The sequence below is a fragment of the Pseudomonas sp. BF-R-24 genome (assembly GCF_019947335.1).
GTDB classification, from domain to species: Bacteria; Pseudomonadota; Gammaproteobacteria; order Pseudomonadales; family Pseudomonadaceae; genus Aquipseudomonas; species Aquipseudomonas jessenii.
Map to the genome: position 1 here is coordinate 107,410 of NZ_JAGYGG010000001.1, position 23,497 is coordinate 130,906.

Sequence of the window (23,497 nt, forward strand, 5' to 3'; positions counted from 1 at the left end):
CCGCCCCGTTGGGCTGCGAAGCAGCCCCAAAACCGGCCATCTCAATTTTTCTGATACATCGCGAGTTCCATATTTACGACTGCTACGCAGCCGAACGGGGCGGTGCGGTGTTTCGACAAGCCCCCTCGCCACAGGTTCGCGGTTTACTTGCCCAACTTCCTCAGCTCATCCGACTCGACAATCCTGATCCCGTCCTGCTCTTCCAGCGCCAGGCGCCACATCGCGCGAGCCAGTTGGCAGGCCTCGATACCATGGTATTTACCAGGGATCAGCCGAGATAACGGGCCGGCGACTTTCTCGCCCAGTCGCGGCTCGGTGCGATCACCCAGCAACAGCGAAGGGCGGCAGATGGTCAGCTGCGGCCAGTCCTGCGCACGCAGTGCGTACTCCATCTCGCCTTTGACCCGGTTGTAGAGAATCGAGGATCTGCGATCGGCTCCCAGAGCACTGATCACGATCAGGTGCCGTGCGCCCATCTCCCGTGCGCGTTTGGCAAAGGCCACGACCATGTCCAGGTCCACCGCGCGGAACGCCTGTTCCGAGCCTGCCTGTTTGATGGTGGTGCCCAGGCAGCAGTAGGCGATGTCGACACGGCCGTTCAACTGCGGCAGAAACTCTGCCGGGTCGCCGACGGGGTTTTCAAGGTGCGGGTGCTCGGCCAATGGCCTGCGTGAGGGGGCCAATACCCGTGTAATCGTCGGCTCGTTAAGCAGGCGATCAAGCAGATGTTCACCGGTCAGGCCGGTGGCTCCGGCAAGCAATACGTGCTGAGGCGTCAAGTACATAGTGTTTCTCCCTTGATACTATTCAGCTTAGTTGCTGTTTGCATCCTTGCTTTCGATGGACGCACTTTGCAGCGCTTTTCGTGCCTGCTGTTTGCGCAGGAGTTGCCAATGCGAGAGGACGGTTTTCGGTGCCCAGATCTGTGGTTCGGACGCTTCGAAACCGTCCGCCAGCTCACGTTCGGCGACAGTGGCCTTGGCCAGTTTGAAGGCTTGCTCCAGGTCATCGGTCTGGTTCAGGGCCTGGGCGAACAGGGCATCTCCGAAATAAGTGAAGTTGGCTTCCTCCGAACAACCGAAGGACACTCGGTCGGCCCGCGAGGCCGTCATGATCAGGGTCCGCTCATCCTTGAGGGCGGGAATGAAACCGCCGGAGTAGCAGGACGAAATCACGATGATCTTGTCGCGATTTTTCAGGGGGGCGAGAACAGCGGCCAATTCGTCGGCTGGCAGATCGGCCAATTCCATGCGTGGCTGGTCAAGCACCAGTTCGTGTTCGCTGGTGCCGTGGCTGCTCAGGTAGATGAAAACCAGGTCTTCCGGACCGCTGCGTTCGGCCAGCGTCAGGGCAGCCCGGCGCAGGTTTTCCCGGGTAGCCATCGGGCGGTCGGCGAGGTGGTCACGATGGTTCACCAGGCGGATCTGGCCAAGGGTGCCAAAACGGGTGGTGAGCATGTTGGCGACGTAGTCGGATTCGCGCAGAAACACGCTTTGCTTGCCATCACCCCCCAGGGTCAACGAATACAGCTCCACCGCCGGCGTCGAGTGTGGAACGTTGGCCAGCGCTGCGTCGAGCAGGCGGCCCTGGGCCAGCAGGCCGAGCTCCAGGGTGTCGGGCAATAATTTGCCCTCGGTGTCGCGTACGCGCTGGCCGTTGATCCAGGTGCCGCTGAGCACGGTGCCATCGGTCAACACCAATGTGCCGCGCCCTTGGTAACTGTCGTTGTCGAACTGGCCGGTGTAAAAGCTGCCGTCGGACAGGTTCAGGCGGCCCTGGCCGGAAAAACGCCAGTCATTGAACTGGCCGATGTAGTGGCTGCCGTCAGTGCCGATCAACTCGCCCTTGCCGTTCAGCGAGCCTTCCTTGAACTGTCCCAGCCAGACATCGCCGTCGGCGTTTTCGTAGCGGCCCTTGCCGTGCAGTTGATTGTTCTTGAAGCTGCCAACATAGATGTCGCCGTCGGCGCTGTTGAAAGTCCCGTTGCCTTCCAGCTGGCCGTCGACGAAGTGCCCGGTGAACTGATTGCCGTTGCCGTCGCCGCGCTGGCCTTCGCCATTGGGTTTGCCGTGGGCGAACTGGCCCTGATAGGAGCTGCCGTCTTCGAGTTCGAGGCGACCCAGGCCGGCGTATTGATCGGCCTTGAACTCTCCGCGATAGCTCATGCCGTTTTCTTTGAGGGTACCTTCGCCGTTGCGCCGGCCGGCCTTGAAGCCGCCGCTGTAGCTGCTAGCGTTGGTGGTCAATGCCCCCTGGCCGTCGAACAGTCCCTGATTGAACTGACCGCGATAGACTTCGCCATTGCTGCCATGCCATTCGCCCTGGCCTTGCCACTGGCCCTTGTCGAATTCGCCGGCGTACCAGCTGCCGTTCGGGTAGTCGATACGCCCCTTGCCTTGCAGCAAGCCATTGACCAGGTCACCGCGATAACGTCCGCCGTCCGGCAGGCGGGCGTCAGGAGGAAATGGCGATTCGCCGTCGCCGCAAGCGGTGAGCATCAAGGTCAAGGCAAGGAGTGCAAGTGGGCGCATAGCGGATTCCGGGCAATTAGGCGAGGGAGTATGCCGCAGCTATGTGTCCTTAATATAGGGTGAGGTACCGCGTGAGGGCGCGAAACAGCATGAGCTGCTTCGCATCCGGCAAGGTTTATACGAAGCACAGAGACAGGGGCTCGGCGATGTACGCCGGTTTGTCCGAACCTTCGATTTCCAGGGTGGTGGTGGCCTTGAGCAGCCATTGGCCGGGTTTCTTCTCGATGACTTCGGTCAGGTCGACTTTCAGGCGCACTTTCGAATTGACCTTGACCGGCTGGATGAAACGCACGCTGTCGAGTCCGTAGTTGACCACCATCTTCAAGCCTTCGGGCATGACGAGGATGTCTTCCATCAGTTTCGGGATCAGCGACAACGACAGGAAGCCGTGAGCGATGGTGCCGCCAAATGGCGTTTGCGCAGCCTTGACCGGGTCGACGTGGATGAATTGAAAATCCCCTGTGGCTTCGGCGAACAGGTTGATGCGGTCCTGATCGATAGTGAGCCATTCGGAACGTCCAAGTTCCTTGCCGACATAATCTTTGAGCTCCGCAACTGGAACATAGGGCATTGAGACTCTCCTTGGGTTCATCGGTTTTATAGTTTTGGCTTGCGGGGATCTGACCTCCCGGCTTACTACTTTAGATCAACATGGCCAAACGCAGCGGTCAACTGACAATGCTTTTGGCGAATGCCGGTCTATAGCGCGAGCATGCCTATAATGCCCGGCCAATGCGGGTGACGGATTTTGCGGGAGAACTTTGATGTTGTTACGGGGCCTGACGTGGCTGGTGCTGTTCCAATTGCTCGGCACTGCGCTCAATCATTTGTTCTTGCCGGTGCTGCCGGGGCCGATTGTGGGGTTGCTGCTGTTGCTGGTGTACCTCATCTGTCGCGGGCAGGTTGGCGAGCCGCTGAACCTGGCGGCCAGTAGCCTGTTGCGTTACCTGCCGCTGTTGCTGGTGCCGCCGGCTGTGGGCGTGATGGTCTACGCCGCTGACATCGCGGCGGATTTCTGGGCCATTGTCGGTGCGCTGGTATTGTCGCTGCTGCTTTCCATGGCCTTCGCCGGGGTGCTGATGCATCGTATGGTCAAGGGGCACGCTCACTCCGAGGACAGCCAATGATCTTCGACTGGCACGGCGCCTGGACGTCGGTGATTCATCATCCCCTGTTTGGTATCGGCATTACTCTTGGCGCCTATCAACTCGTCCTGGCGGCATTCGAGAAAACCCGCTGGATTTTTTTGCAGCCGGTGTTGGTCTCCATGTTGTTGGTGATCGGCGTGCTGGTGGGCTGCGGCCTGACCTATGCCGAGTACCGCAAGAGCACCGAGATTCTCAGCATCCTGCTTGGCCCGGCCACTGTCGCGCTGGCGGTGCCGCTTTATCTCAACCTGCGACGGATTCGGCAGTTGTTCTGGCCGATATTTACTACGCTGGTGATAGGCGGGGTGGTGGCCACGGGGATGGGCGTGTTGCTGGGCTGGTCGTTCGGTGCCGAGCACATGATCCTGATGACCATGGCGCCGAAATCGGTGACTTCGCCTATCGCTATGTTGGTGGCCGAGCAGATCGGTGGTGTCGCGGCGCTGGCAGCGGTGTTCGTCTTGATTACGGGTGTGATCGGCGCGATTTTCGGCCCGGCGTTGTTGACCCGGCTGGGCGTGCATAGCCCGGAAGCCAGGGGTATGGCACTGGGCATGACGGCCCACGCGGTCGGCACGGCAGTGGCGATGCAGGAAAGTGAAGAGTGCGGCGCCTTCGCGGCGCTGGCGATGAGCCTGATGGGTGTGGCCACGGCGGTGCTCCTGCCGTTGGCGGTGTCGATGGTGGTGTAAGGAAATGTCTATGAGTCTGCCGCTTTTTCCGCTCAATACAGTGCTGTTTCCAGGCTGCATCCTCGACTTGCAGATCTTCGAGGCGCGCTATCTGGACATGATCGGCCGCTGCATGAAGCAGGGCGGCGGTTTCGGCGTGGTGTGCATCCTCGATGGCGAAGAAGTCGGGATCGCCCCGGCCGGCTATGCACTGGTGGGCTGCGAAGCGCTGATCACCGATTTCAAACAACAGGACAACGGCCTGCTGGGGATTCGGGTTCAGGGCGGACGGCGTTTCCATGTATTACGAACGGAAGTCCAGCGCGATCAGTTGATCGTCGCCGAGGTCGAGTGGCTGGAAGACGAACCCGAGCAGCCACTGCAGGATGAGGACGCCGATCTGGTTGCATTGCTCAAGGCCCTGGCGGAGCACCCGATGGTTGAAGCCTTGAACATGGGCACCGAAGCGACCGGCCAGCAGTCGCTGGCCAATCAGTTGGCGTACCTGTTGCCTTTCGCCGAGCTGGACAAAATCGACTTGCTGCAACTCGATGATCCGCAGCAGCGACTGGATGCGATTCAGGCGCTGCTGGATGAGTTGCAGGGCGAACTGTTTGCCTGACTGCTGTCAGTACGCGTACCGTAACATCGTATGCGGTAAATGCCTCAGCACGAAGAATCCGAACAATGCGACCAAGGCTGGGAGCACCAGCCACCAAACCTTGGGCGGCAAGGCGCTGAGCGATGTATCGCGCTGGATCAGCCACAGGCTCGCCGCGCAGACGCACGCCGCCAGCATTGCGCCGGCCAATACATCCGTCGGCCAATGCGCACCGAGGTAAACCCGCGAAAGCGAAATCGCCAGTGCGGGCAGGCAGCCCACCAATATCCATGTCAGGCGCATCCGGGGCGGTTGTCCGCGTCCCGCCAGGACGGCGAGGGTCAGGAACAGCGCGAAAGACCCTGAAGCATGGCCGCTGGGCATGCTGTAGCTGGTGAGCGGATCGCTCAACACTTCGGGGCGCACGCGGGCGAAAAAGTACTTGGTCGCGGTATTGGCCAGTGCCGTGAAGAGCAGCGTGCTGCCCGCAAAAATCGCGTGCCGCCATTGCCGCATCAGCAGCAGCAAACCGGTCAGCAGCGCACTGAACAGCAACATGTTGCGGAATTCGCCGATCAGCGTGAAGACCACCGCCACTTCATCCAGCATCGGTTGGCGATGTTCCTGCACTAGCGTCATCACCCCTTGATCGAGTGCGGACAGGTGCGAGTAACCGATAAACAGCCCCGTCAGAATCAGCAGACTCATCCCGGTAATGAACAACGTCGCGCGGCGATGCCGGCGCAGGCTGCTGGTTGCGCTCAAGCCGACCATCACCGCAATGCTGCCAGCAACAACCCCGGCCTGGAGCCAGAAGCCTTCGGGCAACGGCAAGCGGATTGCCGCGCCCGTGGCCCAGCCAGGCATCAGATAAACCACCGACCAGCCCGCGCCGGCCAACAGGCTGACAGCGAAGAAGCGCGGGAAAGGCATGTCGCACATTCCGGCCACCATCGGCAGCATTGGCCGCAAGGGGCCGATAAAGCGCCCAACCAGCAGGCTGGCGATGCCGTAGCGCTGGAAGTATGACTCGGCCCCGGCGATCCATTCCGGATGATGGCGCAAGCCCGGCAGGCGCCGGATGTTCTGATGGAAGTGCCGTCCCAGAAAATACGAAATGACGTCGCCCAGCACCCCGGCGACGAAACCCAGCAAAAGCGTCTCACTGAGCGTCAGCGCGCCACTGCCTGCCAGTACCGCCACGGCGAACAGCAGCACCGTGCCGGGAACGATCAGCCCGGCAATCGCCAGGCATTCCACAAAGGCCACGATGAATACCGCTGCCGCCAGCCATTGCGGGTTGGCCGCCAACCATCCGGTCACGCTATCGAGCCATGGGCCCATAAAAACCACTCCATCAAATGTTCAATTTTCTACATGTAGGCGCGAGCCTGCTCGCGATAGCGCACTTTGAGTCAACAGTGATGTTGATTGTGCTGACCTCATCGCGAGCAGGCTCGCTCCTGCTGGGGATTCCTTCAGTTTCAAAATCCGGATCAGTCTCAGGACAGCACAAAATAATCACGACCTTCGACCTGTCCCCGTCGTAGCGGGTTGCGCGTGCAATAAGCCGCGTAGGCCGCATCGACGAAGCGGTACATCAGGTGTTCATCGCGCCCGTGGGGAATGCCCAGACGCCTGGTCTGGATGATGTGGGCGGGCGTCTGCCCTACGTGTTCTACCAGCAGCACTTCATGGTCGAAGCGTTTGGCGTCCCATACCGGCACTTTCAGGCCCAGCGCCTTGCAGAGCAGGGTTTGCCCGGCACAGAGTTTTTGTGACGGGCGAGGGTGGCCCTGGGAATCGGGATTGTTCAGTAGCATCTGCGCCAGGCTGGCCGGCCCGCTCAATTGATCGACCCACGGGTAGGCGGATTTGATCAGTACCGCGTTTCCCGGCCCCTGAGCACTGAAGTTCAGTGAGTCGCCGCCCCGAGCGTAATACATATAGATGTGGCCACCATCCAGAAACAAAGCCTTACGCTTTTCTGTATAGCCGAGGGATGCGTGGCTGCCTTTTTCCGCGCAGTAGTAGGCCTCGGTCTCGATAATTCGGGCGCTGAGCCACAGGTCGCCCACTCGATGGCGAATGACTTTGCCCAGTAAATCCCGGGCCAGAATTTGCGCGTCACGGTCGAAAAACGCGTCCGGGAGACCCGTGGGCAGGCTCGCGGCGGACGCTCGAACAGTCAGATTGGACATGATGACCGGCATTTGTCAGGGCTGAATGAGTCGTGATGATAACAATTTGCAGCTTAATCCCGGCTGAACATCGGCAATTTGCCCTCCATTTCGACCATCCGCCCGTCACCGCTGTTAGTCGGTGGGCGCGACAGCTATAATCTGTCGCTTTACTCTTTACCAAGACCTAATCAAAGACCACGCCAGACCATGACTGAGTCCGTTCTTGACTACATGACCCGCCTGGGTCGCGCCGCCCGCGAAGCTTCCCGCGTGATCGGCCGTGCCAGTACCGCGCAGAAAAACCGCGCCCTGCAGGCCGCCGCCAACGCGCTGGACGCTGCCCGCGCCGAGCTGACGGCGGCCAATGAACAGGATTTGGCTGCCGGTCGCGCCAATGGTCTTGAGCCAGCCCTGCTTGAGCGCCTGGCACTGACCCCGGCGCGTATCGACGGCATGATCGTCGGCCTGCGTCAGGTGGCGGCCCTGCCGGACCCGGTCGGCGCTATCCGTGACATGAGTTTCCGCCCGTCCGGTATTCAGGTCGGCAAGATGCGCGTGCCACTGGGCGTGATCGGAATCATCTACGAGTCGCGACCGAACGTGACCATCGATGCGGCCAGTCTGTGCCTGAAGTCCGGTAACGCGACCATCTTGCGTGGCGGTTCCGAGGCCATTCATTCCAATCGCGCCATCGCCGCCTGCATTCAGCGTGGCCTGGCCGAGGCCGATCTGCCGGCCGCGGTGGTGCAAGTGGTCGAAACCACCGATCGCGCTGCCGTCGGCGCGCTGATCACCATGCCTGAATACGTTGATGTCATCGTGCCGCGCGGCGGTCGTGGCCTGATCGAACGCGTCAGCCGTGATGCCCGTGTCCCGGTGATCAAGCACCTGGACGGCATCTGCCACGTTTACGTGAGTGAACACGCCGATCTGGCCAAGGCACAGCGCATCGCGTTCAATGCCAAGACTTACCGTTATGGCATCTGCGGTGCCATGGAAACGCTGCTGGTCGATCAAGCCGTCGCCAGGGAGTTCCTGCCGGCGATGGCGGCACAGTTCCGCGAAAAAGGCGTCGAACTGCGCGGCTGCGAGCGTACCCGGGCAATCATCGATGCCGTGGCCGCTACCGAAGAAGACTGGAGCACCGAGTACCTGGCGGCGATTTTGTCGATCCGCGTGGTCGACGGACTGGGACAGGCCATCGAGCACATCAATCATTACGGTTCCCATCACACCGATTCGATTGTCAGCGAACACCAGGGCGACACCCGGCGTTTCGTGGCTGAGGTCGACTCCTCGTCGGTGATGATCAATACCCCGACATGCTTCGCCGATGGCTTCGAATACGGATTGGGTGCCGAGATCGGCATTTCTACTGATAAGCTGCACGCCCGCGGCCCGGTGGGCCTCGAGGGACTGACCTGCGAGAAGTACATCGTGGTCGGCGACGGGCAGTTGCGCGGACAGGAGCCGGTCTGACTTGGGCGACTTCGACCCGTCAGCCCCGGTCACCGTCAGCGAGCCAGCCCCTCGCCGCATTGGCGTGCTGGGCGGAACGTTCGACCCGGTGCACATCGGCCATTTGCGCGGTGCGCTGGAAGTCGCCGAAACACTTGCGCTCGATGAGTTGCGCCTGACACCCAGTGCCAGGCCGCCCCATCGGGACAAGCCGCAGGTGTCGGCAAAAGACCGTCTGGCGATGGTCGAGTGCGCGGTGGCCGGTGTGGCGCCGTTGGTGGTGGACGCCCGCGAATTGCAGCGGGACAAACCGTCCTACACCATTGATACCCTGGAACTGATGCGCGCCGAACTGGCCGTATCCGACCAGGTTTTTCTGCTTTTGGGCTGGGACGCTTTTTGCGGCCTGCCCACTTGGCACCGCTGGGAAGAGTTGCTCCAGCATTGCCATATCCTGGTGTTGCAACGCCCGGATGCCGACAGCGAACCGCCGGATGCCTTGCGCAACCTGCTGGCAGCGCGCTCGGTGAGCGACCCGCTGGCCCTCAAAGGGCCGAGCGGACAGATTGCATTCGTCTGGCAGACACCGCTCGCGGTATCCGCCACCCAGATCCGTCAACTGCTGGCCAGCGGTAAGTCGGTACGTTTCCTGGTGCCCGACGCGGTCCTGGCCTACATCGATGCGCACGGACTCTACCGTGCGTCGAACTGAATGGGAGTGCCTCAAGGCACGTGGCAACAACGTGTATTGAAGCGCCCGAACAAACGAGCAAAACGAGTTTTATATGACGAGCAACAACGAAAGCAAAGTAAAACGCAAAGGCACATTCAAGAGTGCCCCGCTGCCGGAAAAGATCCTCGCCGCCGAGCCGCCTAAAGGCGACGAGCTGGTCAAGATCGCCGTAGCCGCCCTTGAAGACGTCAAGGCCCAGGACGTGCTGGTGATTGATGTTCGCGACAAGCAGAGCATCACTGACTACATGATCATCGCCACCGGTACCTCCAACCGCCAGATCGGCGCGATGCTGGACAAGGTTCGCGAGGCCGTCAAAGCCCTGGGTATCAAGCCGCTGGGTGAAGAAGGCAAGGGCGACAGCGACTGGGTACTGTTGGACATGGACGACGTGATCGTTCACATGATGACCTCCAACGCCCGTCAGTTCTACGACCTGGAGCGCCTGTGGAAAGGTGCCGAGCAGAGCCGTGCGGCCGATGGCAAGCACCACAGCCCTGAAGTTGGTCACGAGCACTTCAACAAGCTCAACAAAGACCAGGAATAAGGGACCGCTGTGCGACTGCGACTGATCGCCGTCGGTTCACGCATGCCCAAGTGGGTGGAAGAAGGCTGGCATGAATATGCCAAGCGTCTTCCGTCCGAGCTGGCGCTGGAACTGGTGGAAATTCCGCTCAACACCCGTGGCAAGAACGCCGACGTGGCCCGTTTCATCCGTCAGGAAGGCGAAGCCATGCTGGCCAAGGTCGGGCCGAACGAGCGGATTGTCACTCTCGAAGTCCATGGCAAGCCCTGGAGTACCGAGCAACTGGCGGTCGAGCTCGATCGCTGGCGGCTGGACTCGCGCACTGTCAACTTCATGGTCGGTGGCCCCGAAGGGCTGGCGCCGGAAGTCTGTGCCCGGGCTGACCAGCGCTGGTCGTTGTCGCCGCTGACCTTGCCGCACCCGCTGGTGCGGATCCTGATCGGCGAACAGATGTACCGTGCCTGGACCGTGCTGTCCGGTCACCCTTACCACAAGTAGTTCTGCCCTCATGTCCCAGCCGATCCGCATCAAGGACCACGAAAAAGACGCCCGTCTGGTGCGTGGTCGCGTCGTGTTCGGGGCCATTGCAGTGGTGGTGCTGATTGCGGTCCTGATCGCGCGTCTGTATTTCCTGCAGGTGATCCAGTACGAGTACCACTCGACCCTGTCGGAAAACAACCGCGTCCACGTGCAGCCGATTCCACCGACTCGCGGGCTGATTTTCGACCGCAACGGCGTGGTGATTGCCGATAACCGGCCGAGTTTCAGCCTGAGCATGACCCGCGAGCGTTCCGGCGACTGGCAGCAGGTGCTCGACGTGATCGTCGAAGTGCTGGAACTGACGCCCGAGGACCGGGTGATCTTCGAGAAGCGCATGCGTCAGGGGCGCCGGCCGTTCGAGCCGGTGCCGATCCTGTTTGAGCTGAGCGAAGAGCAGATCGCCCGGATCGCCGTTAACCAGTTCCGCCTGCCGGGCGTGGAAGTGGTCGCGCAGTTGGTTCGTCACTATCCCCAAGGGGCGCACTTTGCTCACTCGGTGGGCTACATGGGGCGGATCAACGAGAAAGAGCTCAAGTCGCTGGACCCGGTCAATTACAGCGGCACCCACCACATCGGCAAAACCGGCATCGAGCGTTTCTACGAGCCTGAATTGCACGGCCAGGTGGGTTACGAGGAAGTCGAGACCAACGCCCGGGGCCGCGTACTGCGCGTGCTCAAGCGTACCGATCCGATTCCCGGCAAGGACATCGTCCTGAGTCTGGACATCAAATTGCAGGAAGCCGCCGAAGCTGCGCTCGGTGGTCGTCGTGGCGCGGTGGTAGCGCTGGACCCGAAAACCGGCGAAGTGCTGGCGATGGTCAGCCAACCGAGTTTCGACCCGAACCTGTTCGTCACCGGCATCAGCTTCAAGGCCTATTCCGAGCTGCGCGACTCCATCGACCGGCCGCTGTTCAACCGCGTGCTGCGTGGCCTGTACCCGCCGGGTTCGACCATCAAGCCCGCGGTGGCGATTGCCGGTCTGGACGCGGGCGTGGTGACGGCGTCGTCACGAGTGTTCGACCCGGGTTACTACATGCTGCCCAACTACGATCACAAATACCGTAACTGGAATCGCACCGGTGACGGTTTCGTCGACCTCGATACGGCGATCATGCGTTCCAACGACACCTACTTCTATGACCTGGCCCACAAGCTGGGGATCGATCGGCTGTCGGCATACATGACCAAATTCGGCATCGGCCAGAAAGTCTCCCTGGACATGTTCGAAGAGTCGCCGGGGCTGATGCCGTCCCGCGAATGGAAACGTGCGACCCGCCGGCAGGCGTGGTTCCCGGGTGAAACGCTGATTCTGGGGATCGGCCAGGGCTATATGCAGTCGACCCCGTTGCAATTGGCCCAGGCCACCGCTCTGGTCGCCAACAAAGGCGTCTGGAACCGTCCGCACCTGGCCAAGACCATCGAGGGCGTGAAGCCGGTGGATGAGAATCCGATGCCGGACATCATCCTGCGCGACCCCTCGGACTGGACCAGGGTCAACCACGGCATGCAGCAGGTTATGCATGGTGCCCGTGGTACGGCGCGCAAAGCCTCTATCGGCGCGCAATACCGGATCGCCGGCAAGTCGGGTACAGCCCAGGTGGTCGCGATCAAACAGGGTGAGAAGTATGACCGTTCCAAGGTTCAGGAGCGCCATCGCGACCACGCCCTGTTCGTCGGTTTCGCGCCGGCCGACGACCCGAAAATCGTGGTGTCGGTGATGGTCGAGAACGGCGAGTCCGGCTCCGGCGTCGCCGCGCCGGTGGTGCGCCAAATCATGGATGCCTGGCTCCTGGACCAGGACGGTCGGTTGAAGCCCGAATACGCCAGCCCTATCAGTGCAGAGGCTACCGCCCGTGATGAATAACTTCGATCGCATGCTCTCCAGTGAGGATGTGATGCGTCGCCGTGCGACGCTGCTGCAACGCCTGCACATCGACGGCCCGTTGCTGATCCTGCTGCTGACCCTGGCGGCCGGCAGCCTGTTCGTACTCTATTCGGCCAGTGGCAAAAGCTGGGATCTGCTGGCCAAACAAGCCACTTCTTTCGGCATCGGCCTGGTGTCGATGATCGTCATCGCCCAGTTCGAGCCACGCTTCATGGCCCGCTGGGTCCCGGTGGGTTATGTGATCGGCGTGCTGTTGCTGGTAGTCGTCGACGTCATGGGTCACAACGCCATGGGCGCTACTCGTTGGATCAACATTCCCGGGGTGATCCGCTTCCAGCCTTCGGAGTTCATGAAGATCCTGATGCCGGCGACCATCGCCTGGTACCTGTCCAAGCGCACCTTGCCGCCGCAACTCAAGCATGTGGGGGTGAGCCTGTTCCTGATCGGTTTGCCATTCATCCTGATCGTGCGTCAGCCCGACCTTGGCACTTCATTGCTGATTCTGGCGGGGGGGGCCTTCGTGCTGTTCATGGGTGGCCTGCGCTGGCGCTGGATCCTCAGCGTGCTCGCTGCCGCCGTGCCGGTGTCCGTGGCCATGTGGTATTTCGTTATGCACGATTACCAGAAGCAGCGCGTCCTCACGTTCCTCGACCCGGAAAGCGACCCGCTAGGCACCGGCTGGAACATCATCCAGTCCAAGGCCGCCATCGGCTCCGGTGGTGTGTTCGGCAAGGGCTGGTTGCTGGGCACCCAGTCGCACCTGGACTTCCTGCCGGAAAGCCATACCGACTTCATCATTGCCGTATTGGGTGAAGAGTTCGGCCTGGTGGGGATCTGCGCGCTGTTGCTGATCTACCTGCTGTTGATCGGCCGCGGCCTGGTGATTACCGCCCAGGCGCAGACATTGTTCGGCAAGTTGCTCGCGGGCAGCCTGACCATGACGTTTTTTGTTTATGTTTTCGTCAACATCGGTATGGTCAGTGGCCTGTTGCCGGTGGTGGGGGTGCCGTTGCCGTTCATTAGCTACGGAGGAACTTCGCTGGTGACGCTACTGTCAGCGTTTGGGGTTTTGATGTCGATCCATACCCATCGCAAGTGGATCGCGCAGGTTTGAATAAGGTGAAATTTTCAATGCAAGTAATGCGTGGCTGGGCGACTCGATACGCGCCATGGGTCAGCCTGGTAAGCATCCTTGGCACCATGCCGGACGCGTTGGCCGGCGACTACGAAGGCTCACCCCAGGTGGCCGAATTCGTCGGTGAAATGACCCGCGACTACGGTTTTGCCGGTGAACAATTGATGGGTGTGTTCCGCGAAGCCGAGCGCAAGCAGTCGATTCTGGACGCCATCTCCAAACCTGCCGAACGGGTCAAGCAGTGGAGCGAGTATCGCCCGATGTTCATCACCGATGCGCGCATAGCCCGGGGTGTGGATTTCTGGCGTCAGCACGAAGCGGTGCTGGCTCGTGCCGAGCAGGAATACGGCGTGCCGGCCCAGGTGATTGTCTCGATCATCGGTGTTGAAACCTTTTTCGGCCGTAATACCGGAAATTTCCGGGTGATCGATGCCTTGTCGACCCTGGGTTTCGACTATCCTCCCCGTGCCGAGTTTTTCCGCAAGGAGTTGCGTGAGTTCCTGCTGCTGGCCCGCGAAGAGCAGGTCGATCCGTTGACGCTCAAAGGCTCCTACGCTGGCGCAATGGGATTGCCGCAGTTCATGCCGAGCAGTTTCCGCGCTTATGCAGTGGATTTCGACGGTGATGGCCATATCAACATCTGGACCAATCCGGATGATGCCATTGGCAGTGTTGCCAGTTACTTCAAGCGCCATGGCTGGGTCGCCGGCGAACCGGTAGTCAGTCGCGGCGATGTCCGTGGCGATCAGGTCGACGAAGGTTTGACCACCGGCATCGAACCGACGAAAACCGTCGGGGAGTTGCGAGCCCTGGGGTGGTCAAGTCATGATGCGCTGCGCGATGATATGCCGGTTACTGCTTTCCGCCTGGAAGGCGACAATGGCTCCGAGTACTGGATGGGCCTGAAGAATTTTTACGCGATCACGCGATATAACCGCAGCGTGATGTACGCCATGGCCGTACATCAACTGTCTGAGCAGCTGGTCCAAGCACGGGGCGTCAAGTAATGCGGGCATTGCCTATCAATAAACCCCTGAAGCTGATGGCATTCGCCGCGTTGGCAATGCTGGTCGCCAGTTGTTCGACCAGCCGTGCGCCGGCCCAGAAGACCAGCAGCACCGCTGTGCGCACGACGCCGGGGCTGGACATAAACCGCGCCCACAAGGATGGCGCGCCATGGTGGGATGTCGATGTTTCGCGTATCCCGGACGCCACGCCGACCCTGCACACCGGCCCGTACAAGGCCGCTCCTTACTCGGTACTGGGCAAAACCTACTTTCCGCTGCAGGAGTCAAAGACCTACGTGCAGTCGGGCACGGCGTCCTGGTACGGCACCAAGTTCCACGGCCAGAACACCGCCAACGGCGAAGTCTATGACCTGTACGGCATGAGCGCTGCCCACAAGACTCTGCCACTGCCAAGTTACGTCCGGGTGACCAACCTGGACAACAACAAGTCGGTGATCCTTCGCGTCAACGATCGCGGGCCGTTCTATTCGGACCGGATCATCGACTTGTCCTACGCTGCCGCCAAGAAACTCGGTTACGCCGAAACCGGCACCGCGCGGGTCAAGGTCGAAGGCATCGATCCGCAGCAATGGTGGGCCGCCAAGGGCCGTCCGGCACCATTAATGCTCAACGAACCGAAAGTCGCGCAGAATAGCGCCCCGGTGATCACGGCTTCGGCCGGCACCGTCGAGCAATGGACGCCGCCGCCGCAGCAACACGCCGCCGCGGTGGTGCCCGTGCAGCTCGATGCAAAAAAAAACGCTTCTGTAGCAGCCTCTGGCCAGTATCTGCAGGTGGGCGCGTTCGCCAACCCGGACGCTGCAGAACTCCTGAGATCGAAGCTCAGCGGGATGGTGAGCGCTCCGGTGTTCATCAGCTCGATCGTGCGCAATCAGCAGACCCTGCATCGGGTGCGCATGGGGCCAATCGGTTCGCCGGGTGAAATCCAGCAAGTACAGAACAGTGTGCGCCTGGCCAATCTCGGTTCGCCGAGTGTGGTCACGGAGTAATACGTAGAGCTTGATTGACGGTTCGTCTGCGGTACTGGGGGGCGAACCAGGTTGTTGACTCGTTGAAGAACAAAAGCCCGGCAAGGGTGACTGAGTGAGCAACTGAACACGCGATGACTCGTTAGAAAGTCATTTGATTAGTTTTGCCCTTGGGCAAGTTTCCATTAGCGATTTCGAGAGACGGATGAACATCACCACCTTTGCCAAACGCCTGTTCCTGCTAGTCCCGCTGCTTCTCTCACCCGCCGCGTTCGCGGTCGAGATGATGCCTTCGCCACCACAACTGGCCGCCAAGGCCTATGTGCTCATGGATGCCAGCAGCGGCAACGTGCTGGTCGAGAACAACGGTGACCAGCGTCTGCCGCCGGCCAGCCTGACCAAGCTGATGACCGCGTACATCGCGACTCTGGAAATCCGTCGTGGCCAGATCGGCGAAAACGATCCGGTGACCGTCAGCGAAAACGCCTGGCGTACCGGCGGTTCGCGGATGTTCATCAAGGTCGGCTCGCAGGTGACTGTCAGCGACCTGTTGCACGGCATCATCATCCAGTCGGGCAACGACGCCAGCGTTGCGCTCTCCGAGCACATCGCCGGCAGCGAAGACGCGTTCGCCGACATGATGAACAAAACCGTTGGCGACCTGGGCATGACCAACAGCCACTTCATGAACCCGACCGGTCTGCCGAACCCTGAGCACTACTCGTCGGCTCACGACATGGCCGTACTGGCTCGCGCGATCATCCACGAAGACCCGGCTCACTACGCGATCTACTCGCAGAAAGAGTTCTTCTGGAACGGCATCAAGCAACCGAACCGCAACCTGCTGCTGTGGCGCGACAAGACCGTCGACGGCCTGAAAACCGGTCACACCGACGAAGCCGGCTATTGCATGGTGTCTTCGGCCGTACGTGATGGCATGCGTCTGATCGCCGTGGTCTTCGGCACCAACAGCGAAGTGGCCCGTGCCGCCGAAACCCAGAAGCTGCTGACCTACGGTTTCCGTTTCTTCGAAACCCAGACCTTCTATCAGAAGGGCACCGAGCTGGCTCAGGCTCCAGTCTGGAAAGGCTCCACCAACCAGATCAAGGCTGGCCTGGCGCAAGACCTGACCATGACCCTGCCAAAAGGCCAGCTGAAAAAGCTCGCTGCCAGCATGACCATGAACCCGCAACTGATCGCGCCAATCGCCAAGGGCGACGTGATCGGTAAAGTCGAAGTGAAACTGGACGACAAGGTGGTGCACAGCGCCGATCTGATCGCTCTGGACGCTGTCGAGGAAGGTGGTATCTTCCGCCGCATGTGGGATAGCATCCGTCTATTCTTCTACGGCTTGTTCAACTGAATTTAGTGTGCACCTGCATGGCTCCGCGCTGATCTGGCGCGCAGCCATGCCCGTCGCCACGGCTTACGCTTACGAGGCCGTTACGCCATGACCGATACCGAAGTAAAGGCGCCAAAGATCGAGTTCCCTGCCAATGATTACCCGGTTAAGGTGATCAGCGACACCGGCGTGGGCAACAAGGACAGAATCATCGACATCGTCCGCAAATATGCAACGATCAACGATGAGCGTGTTGATGAGCGCCAGAGCAGCAACGGCAAATACACCACCATTCAGTTGCACATCGTCGCGACCGACCAGGACCAGCTGTACAACATCAACAGCGAACTGCGGGCAACCGGTTTCGTGCACATGGTGCTGTGATGTCCGGTGTGCTGGGCTTTCGCGAGCTCGGCCAGATGGCTTACGAGCCGGTCTGGCATGCCATGCAACGCTTCACCAACGAACGCGGCAACGATGCCGCCGACGAGATCTGGCTGGTCGAACACCCTGCGGTGTTCACCCAGGGCCAGGCCGGCAAGGCCGAGCATCTGCTGCTTCCCGGTGATATTCCGGTGGTGCAGGTCGACCGTGGTGGTCAGGTGACCTACCACGGCCCCGGCCAACTGGTGGCTTATCTGCTGCTGGACGTGCGCAAGCTCGGGTTTGGCGTGCGCGACCTGGTCAGCCGGATGGAGCAATGCCTGATCGAGCTGCTGGCCAGTTACGGTGTCACCGCCGTGGCCAAACCCGATGCGCCGGGTGTCTACGTCGACGGGGCGAAAATCGCCTCCCTGGGTCTTCGGATCCGCCACGGCTGTTCCTTTCATGGCCTGGCCTTGAACGTGGACATGAACCTGGAACCGTTTCGACGGATTAATCCCTGCGGCTACGCCGGGCTGGCGATGACCCAGCTGAGCGATCACGCAGGATCGATTGAATTTGCCGAGGTAAGTGCCCGGCTGCGCGCGCAGCTCGTCAAACACCTCGACTATGCTGAGCAGACGACCCTGACGGGCGGAATCGACTGATATGACTACTGATGCAGTGCAAACCATGATCCCGACGCTCGATGTCACCGAGCGCCCGGCCCCGCGTCCCAAGGTTGAAGCCGGCGTCAAGCTGCGCGGCGCCGAAAAGGTTGCACGCATCCCGGTGAAGATCATTCCGACCACCGAACTGCCGAAGAAGCCGGACTGGATTCGCGTCCGCATCCCGGTTTCGCCGGAAGTCGACCGCATCAAGGCCCTGCTGCGCAAACACAAGCTGCACAGCGTGTGCGAAGAGGCGTCCTGCCCGAACCTGGGCGAGTGCTTCTCCGGCGGCACCGCGACCTTCATGATTATGGGTGACATCTGCACCCGTCGCTGCCCGTTCTGCGACGTCGGCCACGGCCGTCCGAAGCCTCTGGACGTCAACGAGCCGGAAAGCCTGGCCATTGCCATCGCCGACCTGCGCCTGAAGTACGTAGTGATCACTTCGGTGGACCGTGACGATCTGCGTGACGGCGGTGCCCAGCACTTTGCCGACTGCATCCGCGAAATCCGCAAGCTGTCGCCGAACGTGCAGCTCGAAACCCTGGTCCCGGACTACCGTGGCCGCATGGACATCGCGCTGGAAATCACCGCCGCCGAGCCGCCGGATGTGTTCAACCACAACCTGGAAACCGTGCCACGTCTGTACAAGGCTGCCCGCCCAGGTTCGGACTATCAGTGGTCGCTGACCCTGCTGCAACGCTTCAAGCAGATGATGCCGCACATTCCGACCAAGTCCGGCCTGATGCTGGGTCTGGGCGAGACCGACGAAGAAGTCATCGAAGTCATGAAGCGCATGCGCGAGCACGACATCGACATGCTGACCCTCGGCCAGTACCTGCAACCGTCGCGAAGCCACTTGCCGGTACAGCGTTTCGTGCACCCGGACACCTTCGCCTGGTTCGCCGAGGAAGGTTACAAGATGGGCTTCAAGAACGTCGCTTCCGGTCCATTGGTTCGCTCCTCGTACCACGCTGACGAGCAGGCGAAGCTGGTCAAGGCCGAGCTGATGTCGTCCTGATCGACTGTGAAGCATAAAACGCCCGCAAGGTTTCAAAGCCTTGCGGGCGTTTTTTTGCCTGGCCTACGACAACGGCTGCCTTTTCCTGCAACCTGCGGGGCAACGGTTCCTCTTCTGTTTGTCCCCGTTCCTGACTACTGTGTGCTGATGTTTTCACGCAGGGAGATTCACGGATGACCGCTCGACCGACCCTCACCCTTTGCCCTCATGCTCCCGTCCCGGCACTGCCGTCGGAAGGCATGATCGGCGTTATCGCACCCGCCGGTCCCGCGCCGCTGGACACCGACAAGGCGGTGCAATGGATGCGTGCCCGGGGTTATTCACTGAAAGTGTTTCCCGGGGTCTACGAAAAAAACGGCTACCTGGCCGGCAGTGACGAGGTGCGACTCGACGATCTGCATGCAGCGTTCGCCGACAGCGAGGTGGATGCGATCATCTGCCTGCGCGGTGGTTACGGCACGCCCCGGCTGCTCGACCGCATCGATTTTGATTTGCTGCGTGACAACGCCAAGCCGTTCGTCGGCTACAGCGACATCACTGCGCTGCATTTGGCGATCAGTCGTTATGCCGGCTTCGTGACCTTTCATGGTCCGTTGCTCAATGCCGACCTGCTGGGTGAGAAGCAAATACCTACCGAGTCTTCGTTCTTCAACATGCTGCGAGGGAAGGTGAGGGCGGGAACAGTGCTGGCGCATCCGGTGGCCTACCCGCTGACCACGATCGAGCCAGGCGTGGCTCACGGGCGCTTGCTCGGTGGCAATCTGGCCATGATCGCCGCGACCATGGGCACGCCCTACGAGATTGACGCCGAGGGCGTCATTCTGTTGATCGAGGATATCAACGAGCCGCTGTATCGCATCGACCGGTTGCTCACCCATCTGCGGCTGGCAGGCACGTTGCACAAGCTGCGCGGTGTGTTGGTCGGGGATGTGGCGGGGGTTGAGGTGGCGGCGCTGGACAGGTTGCTCAAGCAGATCTTCGAGCCTTTGAAGATTCCGGTGCTGTCCGGGTGGCGCAGCGGCCATTGCGACCCGAACCTGACGTTACCCATGGGGGCGCTGGTCAGGCTGGATGCCGGAAACAAGGAATTGGTGCTGGAGCAGGATGTGGTGGCCAGGCGCTAGATTTTTATCGCCTGTCAGTCAGTCTTCGCGGGCAAGCCCGCTCCCACAGTGTCCGCGTCGTACACAAATCATGTGAACGCCCCTGAACCTGTGGGAGCGGGCTTGCCCGCGATGCTTTTAGCGGTTACGCAGTCCTTCGAGCAACTTGTGCGTCGGATACCCATCTGCCGGCCAGCCAAACGACTGTTGGGCGCTGCGGATAGCCTTGCGGGTGTTGGCGCCGATGATCCCGTCGGCGGTGCCGGCGTCATAGCTTTGCGCGCTCAATAGGCTTTGCAGCTCGATCCGCTCGGTACGGCTCAGAGGCAGGTCATCCTTTGGCCACGTACCGCTGATCAAGCCTGCGCCATTGAAACGTTCGGACAACAGGCTCACCCCCAGGGCATAGGACGACGAATTGTTGTACTTGAGAATCGCACGAAAGTTGTCGAGCACAAGGAACGCCGGGCCGCGGTAGCCAGCCGGCAATAGCAGTGCCGCAGACAGTTGCTCCGAGCCTGCCGGGACCTGGCCGCCGTTGGGCAGCGTAACGCCCAGTTGGCGCCACTCGGCAACACTTTTGCGAATCGTGCCATCGGCCAGTACGTAGTTGAAGCCGCTCGGCAGCTGGACTTCAAAGCCCCACGGCTGACCTCTCTGCCAGCCAGAGCTTTGCAGGTAATGCGCGGTCGAGGCCAGGGCATCAGCCGAACTGCTCCAGATATCGCGACGGCCGTCGCCGTCGAAATCGACGGCGTGGGTGTTGTAGGTGGTCGGGATGAACTGGGTCTGGCCCATGGCGCCGGCCCAGGAACCGAGCATCTTTTCGGGTTCGATGTCGCCTTGTTGCAGGATTTGCAGGGCCGCGATCAATTGCGCGTGGGCGAAGCCGGGGCGGCGGCCTTCGTAGGCCAGGGTCGCCAGCGAATTGATCACCGATTTACTGCCCTGGAACTGGCCAAAATTGCTTTCCATGCCCCACACGGCCACCAGCGCCTGACGATCAACGCCATAACGCTGCTCGATGCCTTGCAGGATGTCGGCGTGCTGGTCGATCAGTGACTGGCCTTTGCGTACCCGCAGCGGCGACAACGCGCCATCGAGGTATTCCCACACCGGTTTTGCGAATTCCGGTTGGCTGCGATCGGCACGAATCACACTGGGGTCGAAGCTGACATTGGCGAAAGCGCGATCAAACAGATCGGCGCGGATACCTGCGGCCAGGGCATCCTTGCGGAAACCCGCCTGCCATTCGGCAAATGTCTGGGTAGGCTGGATGTCGAGGTTCTCACCCGTCGGAACCACCGGCGGAACAACCGCCGGGGCGGTAGCGACAGGAAGTGTCTGAAGCGGCTGAGCGTCGGCTGCGGTCGGTTTTTCCGCACAGGCGACAAGCAAAACAAGGCTGGAGGCAGCGATCAATTGGCGTAAGTGCCAACGATGGGGAAGACAAAAGGGCATGCACGGGTCCAGGGAATACGAATCAGGTACAGACCTTAACATGTTGAAGGGGGGTTCTGCTTTACGCAGCCAGAAAGTAAGAAGCCTCCCAGCTGTCAGACTGGAAGGCTTCGCGGCGGTAGCTGCCTTTGCCCTTGGTGGGGCGTTCCTGGCGGCTGCGGAACAATGGCTGGGCGATGATGGATTTGGCCTTGTTGGGGCCATGCTTTGATGGCTTTTTGCTCATGATGGTGCCTCGCAAGTGAGTGGTTTTTGCGGGGCAAATCATCGGCCGAAGTTGAGGGGCTGTCTAGTCCCGGTAGCTGTCGGAAAAAGCGCCGTTCTTTGTAGGAGCGAGCTTGCTCGCGAAGCACTTGAGGGCGCTGCGTTAAATCAGAAAGTCTGCGTTATCGTTAACGACCATCGCGAGCAAGCTCGCTCCTACAGGGGGGGGTGTTATTCGGCGGGTAGGGTTAAGCGCTGCCCGGCCATCAACAACGTCAGCCGGCTCAGGCTCATCCACGGCGAACCGGCCGCCTGGCCCTTGATCTGCGCGTCGATGCGCTGTGCTTCGAGCAGCAATTGCGCCCAGCGTTGCGCCGAGTAGCGTTGCAGGGCTTTGCTCATCAAGGGTTTTCGTTTGTCCCAGACCGGAGGTTTGGCCTGGCTGAAAGCCTTGTCCAGCGGCGTGCCCTGACTGTATTGCAGCGAAATATTGGCCAGCAGGCGCAACTCTCGGGCCAGGGCCCAGAGAATCACCGGCGGCTCGACGCCTTCACCGCGCAACCCTTCGAGCATGCGCAAGGCATGGGCTGCTTCACCATTGAGAACCGCATCGGTCAGGCCAAAGACGTCGAAGCGCGCACTGTCGGCCACCGCAGCCTGCACGGTTTCAACGGTGATCTGACCCCCTTCGGCCATCAGTTTGAGCTTTTCGATTTCCTGGGCGGCGGCCAGCAAGTTGCCCTCGACCCGTGCCGCAATCAGCTCAACGGCGTCCTGGCTGGCGGAAAGCCCGGCCTGGGACAAACGTTGGCGGATCCAGCTTGGCAGTTGGGCGACATCGACCGGCCAGATCTGCACGAACTGGGTCTGTTGTCCTTCGACCAGCGCCTTGCCCCACTTGGTTTTCTGAGCGCTGCCATCGAGTTTCGGCAAGCTGATCAGCAGCACTGTGTCGTCGGCCGGGCGCGAGCAGTACTCGATCAGCGCGGCGGCGCCCTTGTCGCCGGGTTTGCCGGACGGCAGGCGCAGTTCCAGCAGGCGCTTTTCGGCGAACAGCGACATGCTGGCACCGGCTTGCAGCAGCGTCCCCCAGTCGAAACTGGCGTCGGCGGCAAATACCTGGCGTTCATCGAATCCCTGCTGGCGGGCGGCAGTGCGAACAGCGTCGGCCGCCTCCTGGCACAACAACGGGTCATCGCCGCTGATGATATAGACCGGCGCAAGGGCGCCTTGCAGGTGTTTGGTGAGTTGGGCGGGGGCGAGTTTCATAAGAGAGGGCGAACGGGGCGCACAGGCGCCCCGTAAGTCTTACTGCTGTGGCAGTTCGACAGGCGACTGACGCGGGGTATCCGCTTCAGCCTTCTTTGCCGCTTCCAGCGCCGCGGCGTCAGCCTTGGCCCTGGCTTCGGCAGTCTGCTGCAACTGGTCCAGTTGGGTGGGGCTCAGCTGTTCCAGGCGCAGCATCATGCGTTGAACCAACTCCCGGCGGCCTTCTGTGCGGGCCGTTGCGGCTTCCTGGTCGGACCCCACCAGGTTGTTGCCGTCGTGCATATAGATCTTCTGCACTTCAAGCTTGTCGCTCAACAGGGGCAGATCGCCGCGACCACGGATGTCGTAGTTCAACACGGTGGTGATCTGGTACTCGCCGGCACGACCGGCACCTGCGTAGCTGAGGATGCGCTGGCTTTCCTGTTCATTGGTCAGTACCAGCTTGTAAGGAGCGCCGGTATAGACGTTGACGCCGCTGCCAATCAGTACCTGACGCAACTGGGTAACGGTTGGGCCATAAGCGTTACGGGCGCTCAGGTCGAGTTCCTTGATCGCCAGTTCATTGGTGCCGGTGCCGCGCAGCTGGAAACCGCAGGCGCTCAGCAGAACCGCGAGGCCCATCACCAGCAGATTGCGTTTGATCATCTTGTTGCTCC

General features: G+C 60.9%; 25 protein-coding genes. 16 read left to right on the forward strand and 9 right to left on the reverse strand.

Annotated elements, in window-relative coordinates; all coding sequences use genetic code 11:
* Positions 1–143 precede the first annotated feature (143 nt).
* The 3 genes from KGA98_RS00565 to KGA98_RS00575 form a co-directional block, all read right to left on the reverse strand.
* Positions 144–785, reverse strand: coding sequence for an oxidoreductase (locus KGA98_RS00565; protein ID WP_057713149.1), 642 nt, complete (start codon positions 783–785; stop codon positions 144–146).
* Between the two features lie 27 nt (positions 786–812).
* Complete coding sequence (locus tag KGA98_RS00570; RefSeq protein WP_223500103.1) at positions 813–2,531, reverse strand: C13 family peptidase; 1,719 nt, start codon at positions 2,529–2,531, stop codon at positions 813–815.
* A 115-nt stretch (positions 2,532–2,646) separates the two neighbouring features.
* Complete coding sequence (locus KGA98_RS00575) at positions 2,647–3,102, reverse strand: MaoC family dehydratase (RefSeq protein ID WP_057713151.1); 456 nt, start codon at positions 3,100–3,102, stop codon at positions 2,647–2,649.
* 193 nt (positions 3,103–3,295) lie between these two features.
* On the opposite strand from KGA98_RS00575, the gene KGA98_RS00580 reads away from it, so the two are divergent.
* From KGA98_RS00580 to KGA98_RS00590, 3 genes are read left to right on the forward strand one after another with little or no spacing between them, the layout of a single operon-like run.
* Positions 3,296–3,658, forward strand: a complete 363-nt coding sequence (locus KGA98_RS00580; protein WP_057713152.1) for a CidA/LrgA family protein — start codon at positions 3,296–3,298, stop codon at positions 3,656–3,658.
* Complete coding sequence (locus tag KGA98_RS00585; RefSeq protein WP_057713153.1) at positions 3,655–4,371, forward strand: LrgB family protein; 717 nt, start codon at positions 3,655–3,657, stop codon at positions 4,369–4,371. The genes KGA98_RS00580 and KGA98_RS00585 overlap by 4 nt, the downstream gene beginning before the upstream one ends.
* A gap of 10 nt (positions 4,372–4,381) precedes the next feature.
* Positions 4,382–4,972, forward strand: coding sequence for an LON peptidase substrate-binding domain-containing protein (locus KGA98_RS00590; RefSeq protein WP_218497955.1), 591 nt, complete (start codon positions 4,382–4,384; stop codon positions 4,970–4,972).
* Positions 4,973–4,978: 6 nt separating this feature from the next.
* Here KGA98_RS00590 and KGA98_RS00595 read toward each other — a convergent pair whose 3' ends face one another.
* Both KGA98_RS00595 and KGA98_RS00600 read right to left on the reverse strand, forming a co-directional pair.
* On the reverse strand, positions 4,979–6,295 hold the full coding sequence (locus tag KGA98_RS00595; protein WP_223500105.1) for a bifunctional DedA family/phosphatase PAP2 family protein: 1,317 nt from the start codon (positions 6,293–6,295) through the stop codon (positions 4,979–4,981).
* A 158-nt stretch (positions 6,296–6,453) separates the two neighbouring features.
* The gene (locus tag KGA98_RS00600; protein ID WP_223500115.1) at positions 6,454–7,152 is read right to left on the reverse strand and encodes a DNA-3-methyladenine glycosylase; all 699 of its coding nucleotides are present in this window, start codon (positions 7,150–7,152) and stop codon (positions 6,454–6,456) included.
* A gap of 189 nt (positions 7,153–7,341) precedes the next feature.
* Between KGA98_RS00600 and KGA98_RS00605 the strand changes: the two genes are divergently transcribed.
* From KGA98_RS00605 to KGA98_RS00665, 13 genes are all read left to right on the forward strand, one after another.
* Positions 7,342–8,613, forward strand: a complete 1,272-nt coding sequence (locus KGA98_RS00605; RefSeq protein WP_223500123.1) for a glutamate-5-semialdehyde dehydrogenase — start codon at positions 7,342–7,344, stop codon at positions 8,611–8,613.
* 1 nt (position 8,614) lies between these two features.
* Positions 8,615–9,304 (forward strand): nicotinate-nucleotide adenylyltransferase, encoded by a 690-nt coding sequence (gene nadD / locus KGA98_RS00610; RefSeq protein WP_007975898.1) that lies wholly within the window; start codon positions 8,615–8,617, stop codon positions 9,302–9,304.
* A gap of 73 nt (positions 9,305–9,377) precedes the next feature.
* Complete coding sequence (rsfS, locus tag KGA98_RS00615) at positions 9,378–9,872, forward strand: ribosome silencing factor (protein ID WP_223500130.1); 495 nt, start codon at positions 9,378–9,380, stop codon at positions 9,870–9,872.
* A gap of 9 nt (positions 9,873–9,881) precedes the next feature.
* Positions 9,882–10,349 (forward strand): 23S rRNA (pseudouridine(1915)-N(3))-methyltransferase RlmH, encoded by a 468-nt coding sequence (rlmH, locus tag KGA98_RS00620; protein WP_008052376.1) that lies wholly within the window; start codon positions 9,882–9,884, stop codon positions 10,347–10,349.
* Positions 10,350–10,359: 10 nt separating this feature from the next.
* Positions 10,360–12,255 (forward strand): penicillin-binding protein 2, encoded by a 1,896-nt coding sequence (gene mrdA, locus KGA98_RS00625; RefSeq protein WP_223500140.1) that lies wholly within the window; start codon positions 10,360–10,362, stop codon positions 12,253–12,255.
* Between the two features lie 31 nt (positions 12,256–12,286).
* Positions 12,287–13,390 carry a rod shape-determining protein RodA gene (rodA, locus tag KGA98_RS00630; protein WP_057716556.1) on the forward strand — a complete coding sequence of 368 codons (1,104 nt, stop codon included), beginning with the start codon at positions 12,287–12,289 and terminating at the stop codon, positions 13,388–13,390.
* A gap of 17 nt (positions 13,391–13,407) precedes the next feature.
* Positions 13,408–14,418 carry a lytic murein transglycosylase B gene (gene mltB, locus KGA98_RS00635; protein ID WP_057713158.1) on the forward strand — a complete coding sequence of 337 codons (1,011 nt, stop codon included), beginning with the start codon at positions 13,408–13,410 and terminating at the stop codon, positions 14,416–14,418.
* Positions 14,418–15,428, forward strand: a complete 1,011-nt coding sequence (locus tag KGA98_RS00640) for a septal ring lytic transglycosylase RlpA family protein (RefSeq protein ID WP_057713159.1) — start codon at positions 14,418–14,420, stop codon at positions 15,426–15,428. Before mltB ends, KGA98_RS00640 begins: the two co-directional genes overlap by 1 nt.
* 184 nt (positions 15,429–15,612) lie before the next feature.
* Positions 15,613–16,770, forward strand: a complete 1,158-nt coding sequence (locus KGA98_RS00645; RefSeq protein ID WP_057713160.1) for a D-alanyl-D-alanine carboxypeptidase family protein — start codon at positions 15,613–15,615, stop codon at positions 16,768–16,770.
* A gap of 87 nt (positions 16,771–16,857) precedes the next feature.
* Positions 16,858–17,133: a DUF493 domain-containing protein gene (locus KGA98_RS00650; protein WP_008052383.1), complete on the forward strand. Its 276-nt coding sequence runs from the start codon at positions 16,858–16,860 to the stop codon at positions 17,131–17,133.
* Complete coding sequence (lipB, locus tag KGA98_RS00655; RefSeq protein ID WP_046041686.1) at positions 17,133–17,780, forward strand: lipoyl(octanoyl) transferase LipB; 648 nt, start codon at positions 17,133–17,135, stop codon at positions 17,778–17,780. The genes KGA98_RS00650 and lipB overlap by 1 nt, the downstream gene beginning before the upstream one ends.
* A 25-nt stretch (positions 17,781–17,805) precedes the next feature.
* Complete coding sequence (gene lipA / locus KGA98_RS00660; RefSeq protein ID WP_162130289.1) at positions 17,806–18,804, forward strand: lipoyl synthase; 999 nt, start codon at positions 17,806–17,808, stop codon at positions 18,802–18,804.
* A 173-nt stretch (positions 18,805–18,977) separates the two neighbouring features.
* Complete coding sequence (locus KGA98_RS00665) at positions 18,978–19,928, forward strand: LD-carboxypeptidase (protein ID WP_223500142.1); 951 nt, start codon at positions 18,978–18,980, stop codon at positions 19,926–19,928.
* Between the two features lie 117 nt (positions 19,929–20,045).
* Here KGA98_RS00665 and KGA98_RS00670 read toward each other — a convergent pair whose 3' ends face one another.
* The 4 genes from KGA98_RS00670 to lptE all read right to left on the reverse strand — a co-directional run bounded on the left by KGA98_RS00670 (position 20,046) and on the right by lptE (position 23,486).
* A complete protein-coding gene (locus KGA98_RS00670; protein ID WP_223500150.1) occupies positions 20,046–21,368 on the reverse strand; it encodes a lytic murein transglycosylase in 1,323 nt (440 codons plus the stop codon).
* Between the two features lie 61 nt (positions 21,369–21,429).
* Positions 21,430–21,594: an alternative ribosome rescue factor ArfA gene (gene arfA, locus KGA98_RS00675; protein WP_003228536.1), complete on the reverse strand. Its 165-nt coding sequence runs from the start codon at positions 21,592–21,594 to the stop codon at positions 21,430–21,432.
* A gap of 209 nt (positions 21,595–21,803) precedes the next feature.
* Positions 21,804–22,841: a DNA polymerase III subunit delta gene (gene holA / locus KGA98_RS00680; RefSeq protein ID WP_223500154.1), complete on the reverse strand. Its 1,038-nt coding sequence runs from the start codon at positions 22,839–22,841 to the stop codon at positions 21,804–21,806.
* A gap of 39 nt (positions 22,842–22,880) precedes the next feature.
* A complete protein-coding gene (gene lptE, locus KGA98_RS00685) occupies positions 22,881–23,486 on the reverse strand; it encodes an LPS assembly lipoprotein LptE (RefSeq protein ID WP_223500163.1) in 606 nt (201 codons plus the stop codon).
* Between the last annotated feature and the right edge of the window lie 11 nt (positions 23,487–23,497).

Bases quoted from the DNA above. Each gene is read 5' to 3' on its own strand.
- KGA98_RS00565 (WP_057713149.1), bottom strand. From the start codon at position 785: ATGTACTTGACGCCTCAGCACGTATTGCTTGCCGGAGCCACCGGCCTG.
- KGA98_RS00570 (WP_223500103.1), bottom strand. From the start codon at position 2,531: ATGCGCCCACTTGCACTCCTTGCCTTGACCTTGATGCTCACCGCTTGC.
- KGA98_RS00575 (WP_057713151.1), bottom strand. From the start codon at position 3,102: ATGCCCTATGTTCCAGTTGCGGAGCTCAAAGATTATGTCGGCAAGGAA.
- KGA98_RS00580 (WP_057713152.1), top strand. From the start codon at position 3,296: ATGTTGTTACGGGGCCTGACGTGGCTGGTGCTGTTCCAATTGCTCGGC.
- KGA98_RS00585 (WP_057713153.1), top strand. From the start codon at position 3,655: ATGATCTTCGACTGGCACGGCGCCTGGACGTCGGTGATTCATCATCCC.
- KGA98_RS00590 (WP_218497955.1), top strand. From the start codon at position 4,382: ATGAGTCTGCCGCTTTTTCCGCTCAATACAGTGCTGTTTCCAGGCTGC.
- KGA98_RS00595 (WP_223500105.1), bottom strand. From the start codon at position 6,295: ATGGGCCCATGGCTCGATAGCGTGACCGGATGGTTGGCGGCCAACCCG.
- KGA98_RS00600 (WP_223500115.1), bottom strand. From the start codon at position 7,152: ATGTCCAATCTGACTGTTCGAGCGTCCGCCGCGAGCCTGCCCACGGGT.
- KGA98_RS00605 (WP_223500123.1), top strand. From the start codon at position 7,342: ATGACTGAGTCCGTTCTTGACTACATGACCCGCCTGGGTCGCGCCGCC.
- rsfS (WP_223500130.1), top strand. From the start codon at position 9,378: ATGACGAGCAACAACGAAAGCAAAGTAAAACGCAAAGGCACATTCAAG.
- mrdA (WP_223500140.1), top strand. From the start codon at position 10,360: ATGTCCCAGCCGATCCGCATCAAGGACCACGAAAAAGACGCCCGTCTG.
- rodA (WP_057716556.1), top strand. From the start codon at position 12,287: ATGCGTCGCCGTGCGACGCTGCTGCAACGCCTGCACATCGACGGCCCG.
- mltB (WP_057713158.1), top strand. From the start codon at position 13,408: ATGCAAGTAATGCGTGGCTGGGCGACTCGATACGCGCCATGGGTCAGC.
- KGA98_RS00640 (WP_057713159.1), top strand. From the start codon at position 14,418: ATGCGGGCATTGCCTATCAATAAACCCCTGAAGCTGATGGCATTCGCC.
- KGA98_RS00645 (WP_057713160.1), top strand. From the start codon at position 15,613: ATGAACATCACCACCTTTGCCAAACGCCTGTTCCTGCTAGTCCCGCTG.
- KGA98_RS00650 (WP_008052383.1), top strand. From the start codon at position 16,858: ATGACCGATACCGAAGTAAAGGCGCCAAAGATCGAGTTCCCTGCCAAT.
- lipB (WP_046041686.1), top strand. From the start codon at position 17,133: ATGTCCGGTGTGCTGGGCTTTCGCGAGCTCGGCCAGATGGCTTACGAG.
- lipA (WP_162130289.1), top strand. From the start codon at position 17,806: ATGATCCCGACGCTCGATGTCACCGAGCGCCCGGCCCCGCGTCCCAAG.
- KGA98_RS00665 (WP_223500142.1), top strand. From the start codon at position 18,978: ATGACCGCTCGACCGACCCTCACCCTTTGCCCTCATGCTCCCGTCCCG.
- KGA98_RS00670 (WP_223500150.1), bottom strand. From the start codon at position 21,368: ATGCCCTTTTGTCTTCCCCATCGTTGGCACTTACGCCAATTGATCGCT.
- arfA (WP_003228536.1), bottom strand. From the start codon at position 21,594: ATGAGCAAAAAGCCATCAAAGCATGGCCCCAACAAGGCCAAATCCATC.
- holA (WP_223500154.1), bottom strand. From the start codon at position 22,841: ATGAAACTCGCCCCCGCCCAACTCACCAAACACCTGCAAGGCGCCCTT.
- lptE (WP_223500163.1), bottom strand. From the start codon at position 23,486: ATGATCAAACGCAATCTGCTGGTGATGGGCCTCGCGGTTCTGCTGAGC.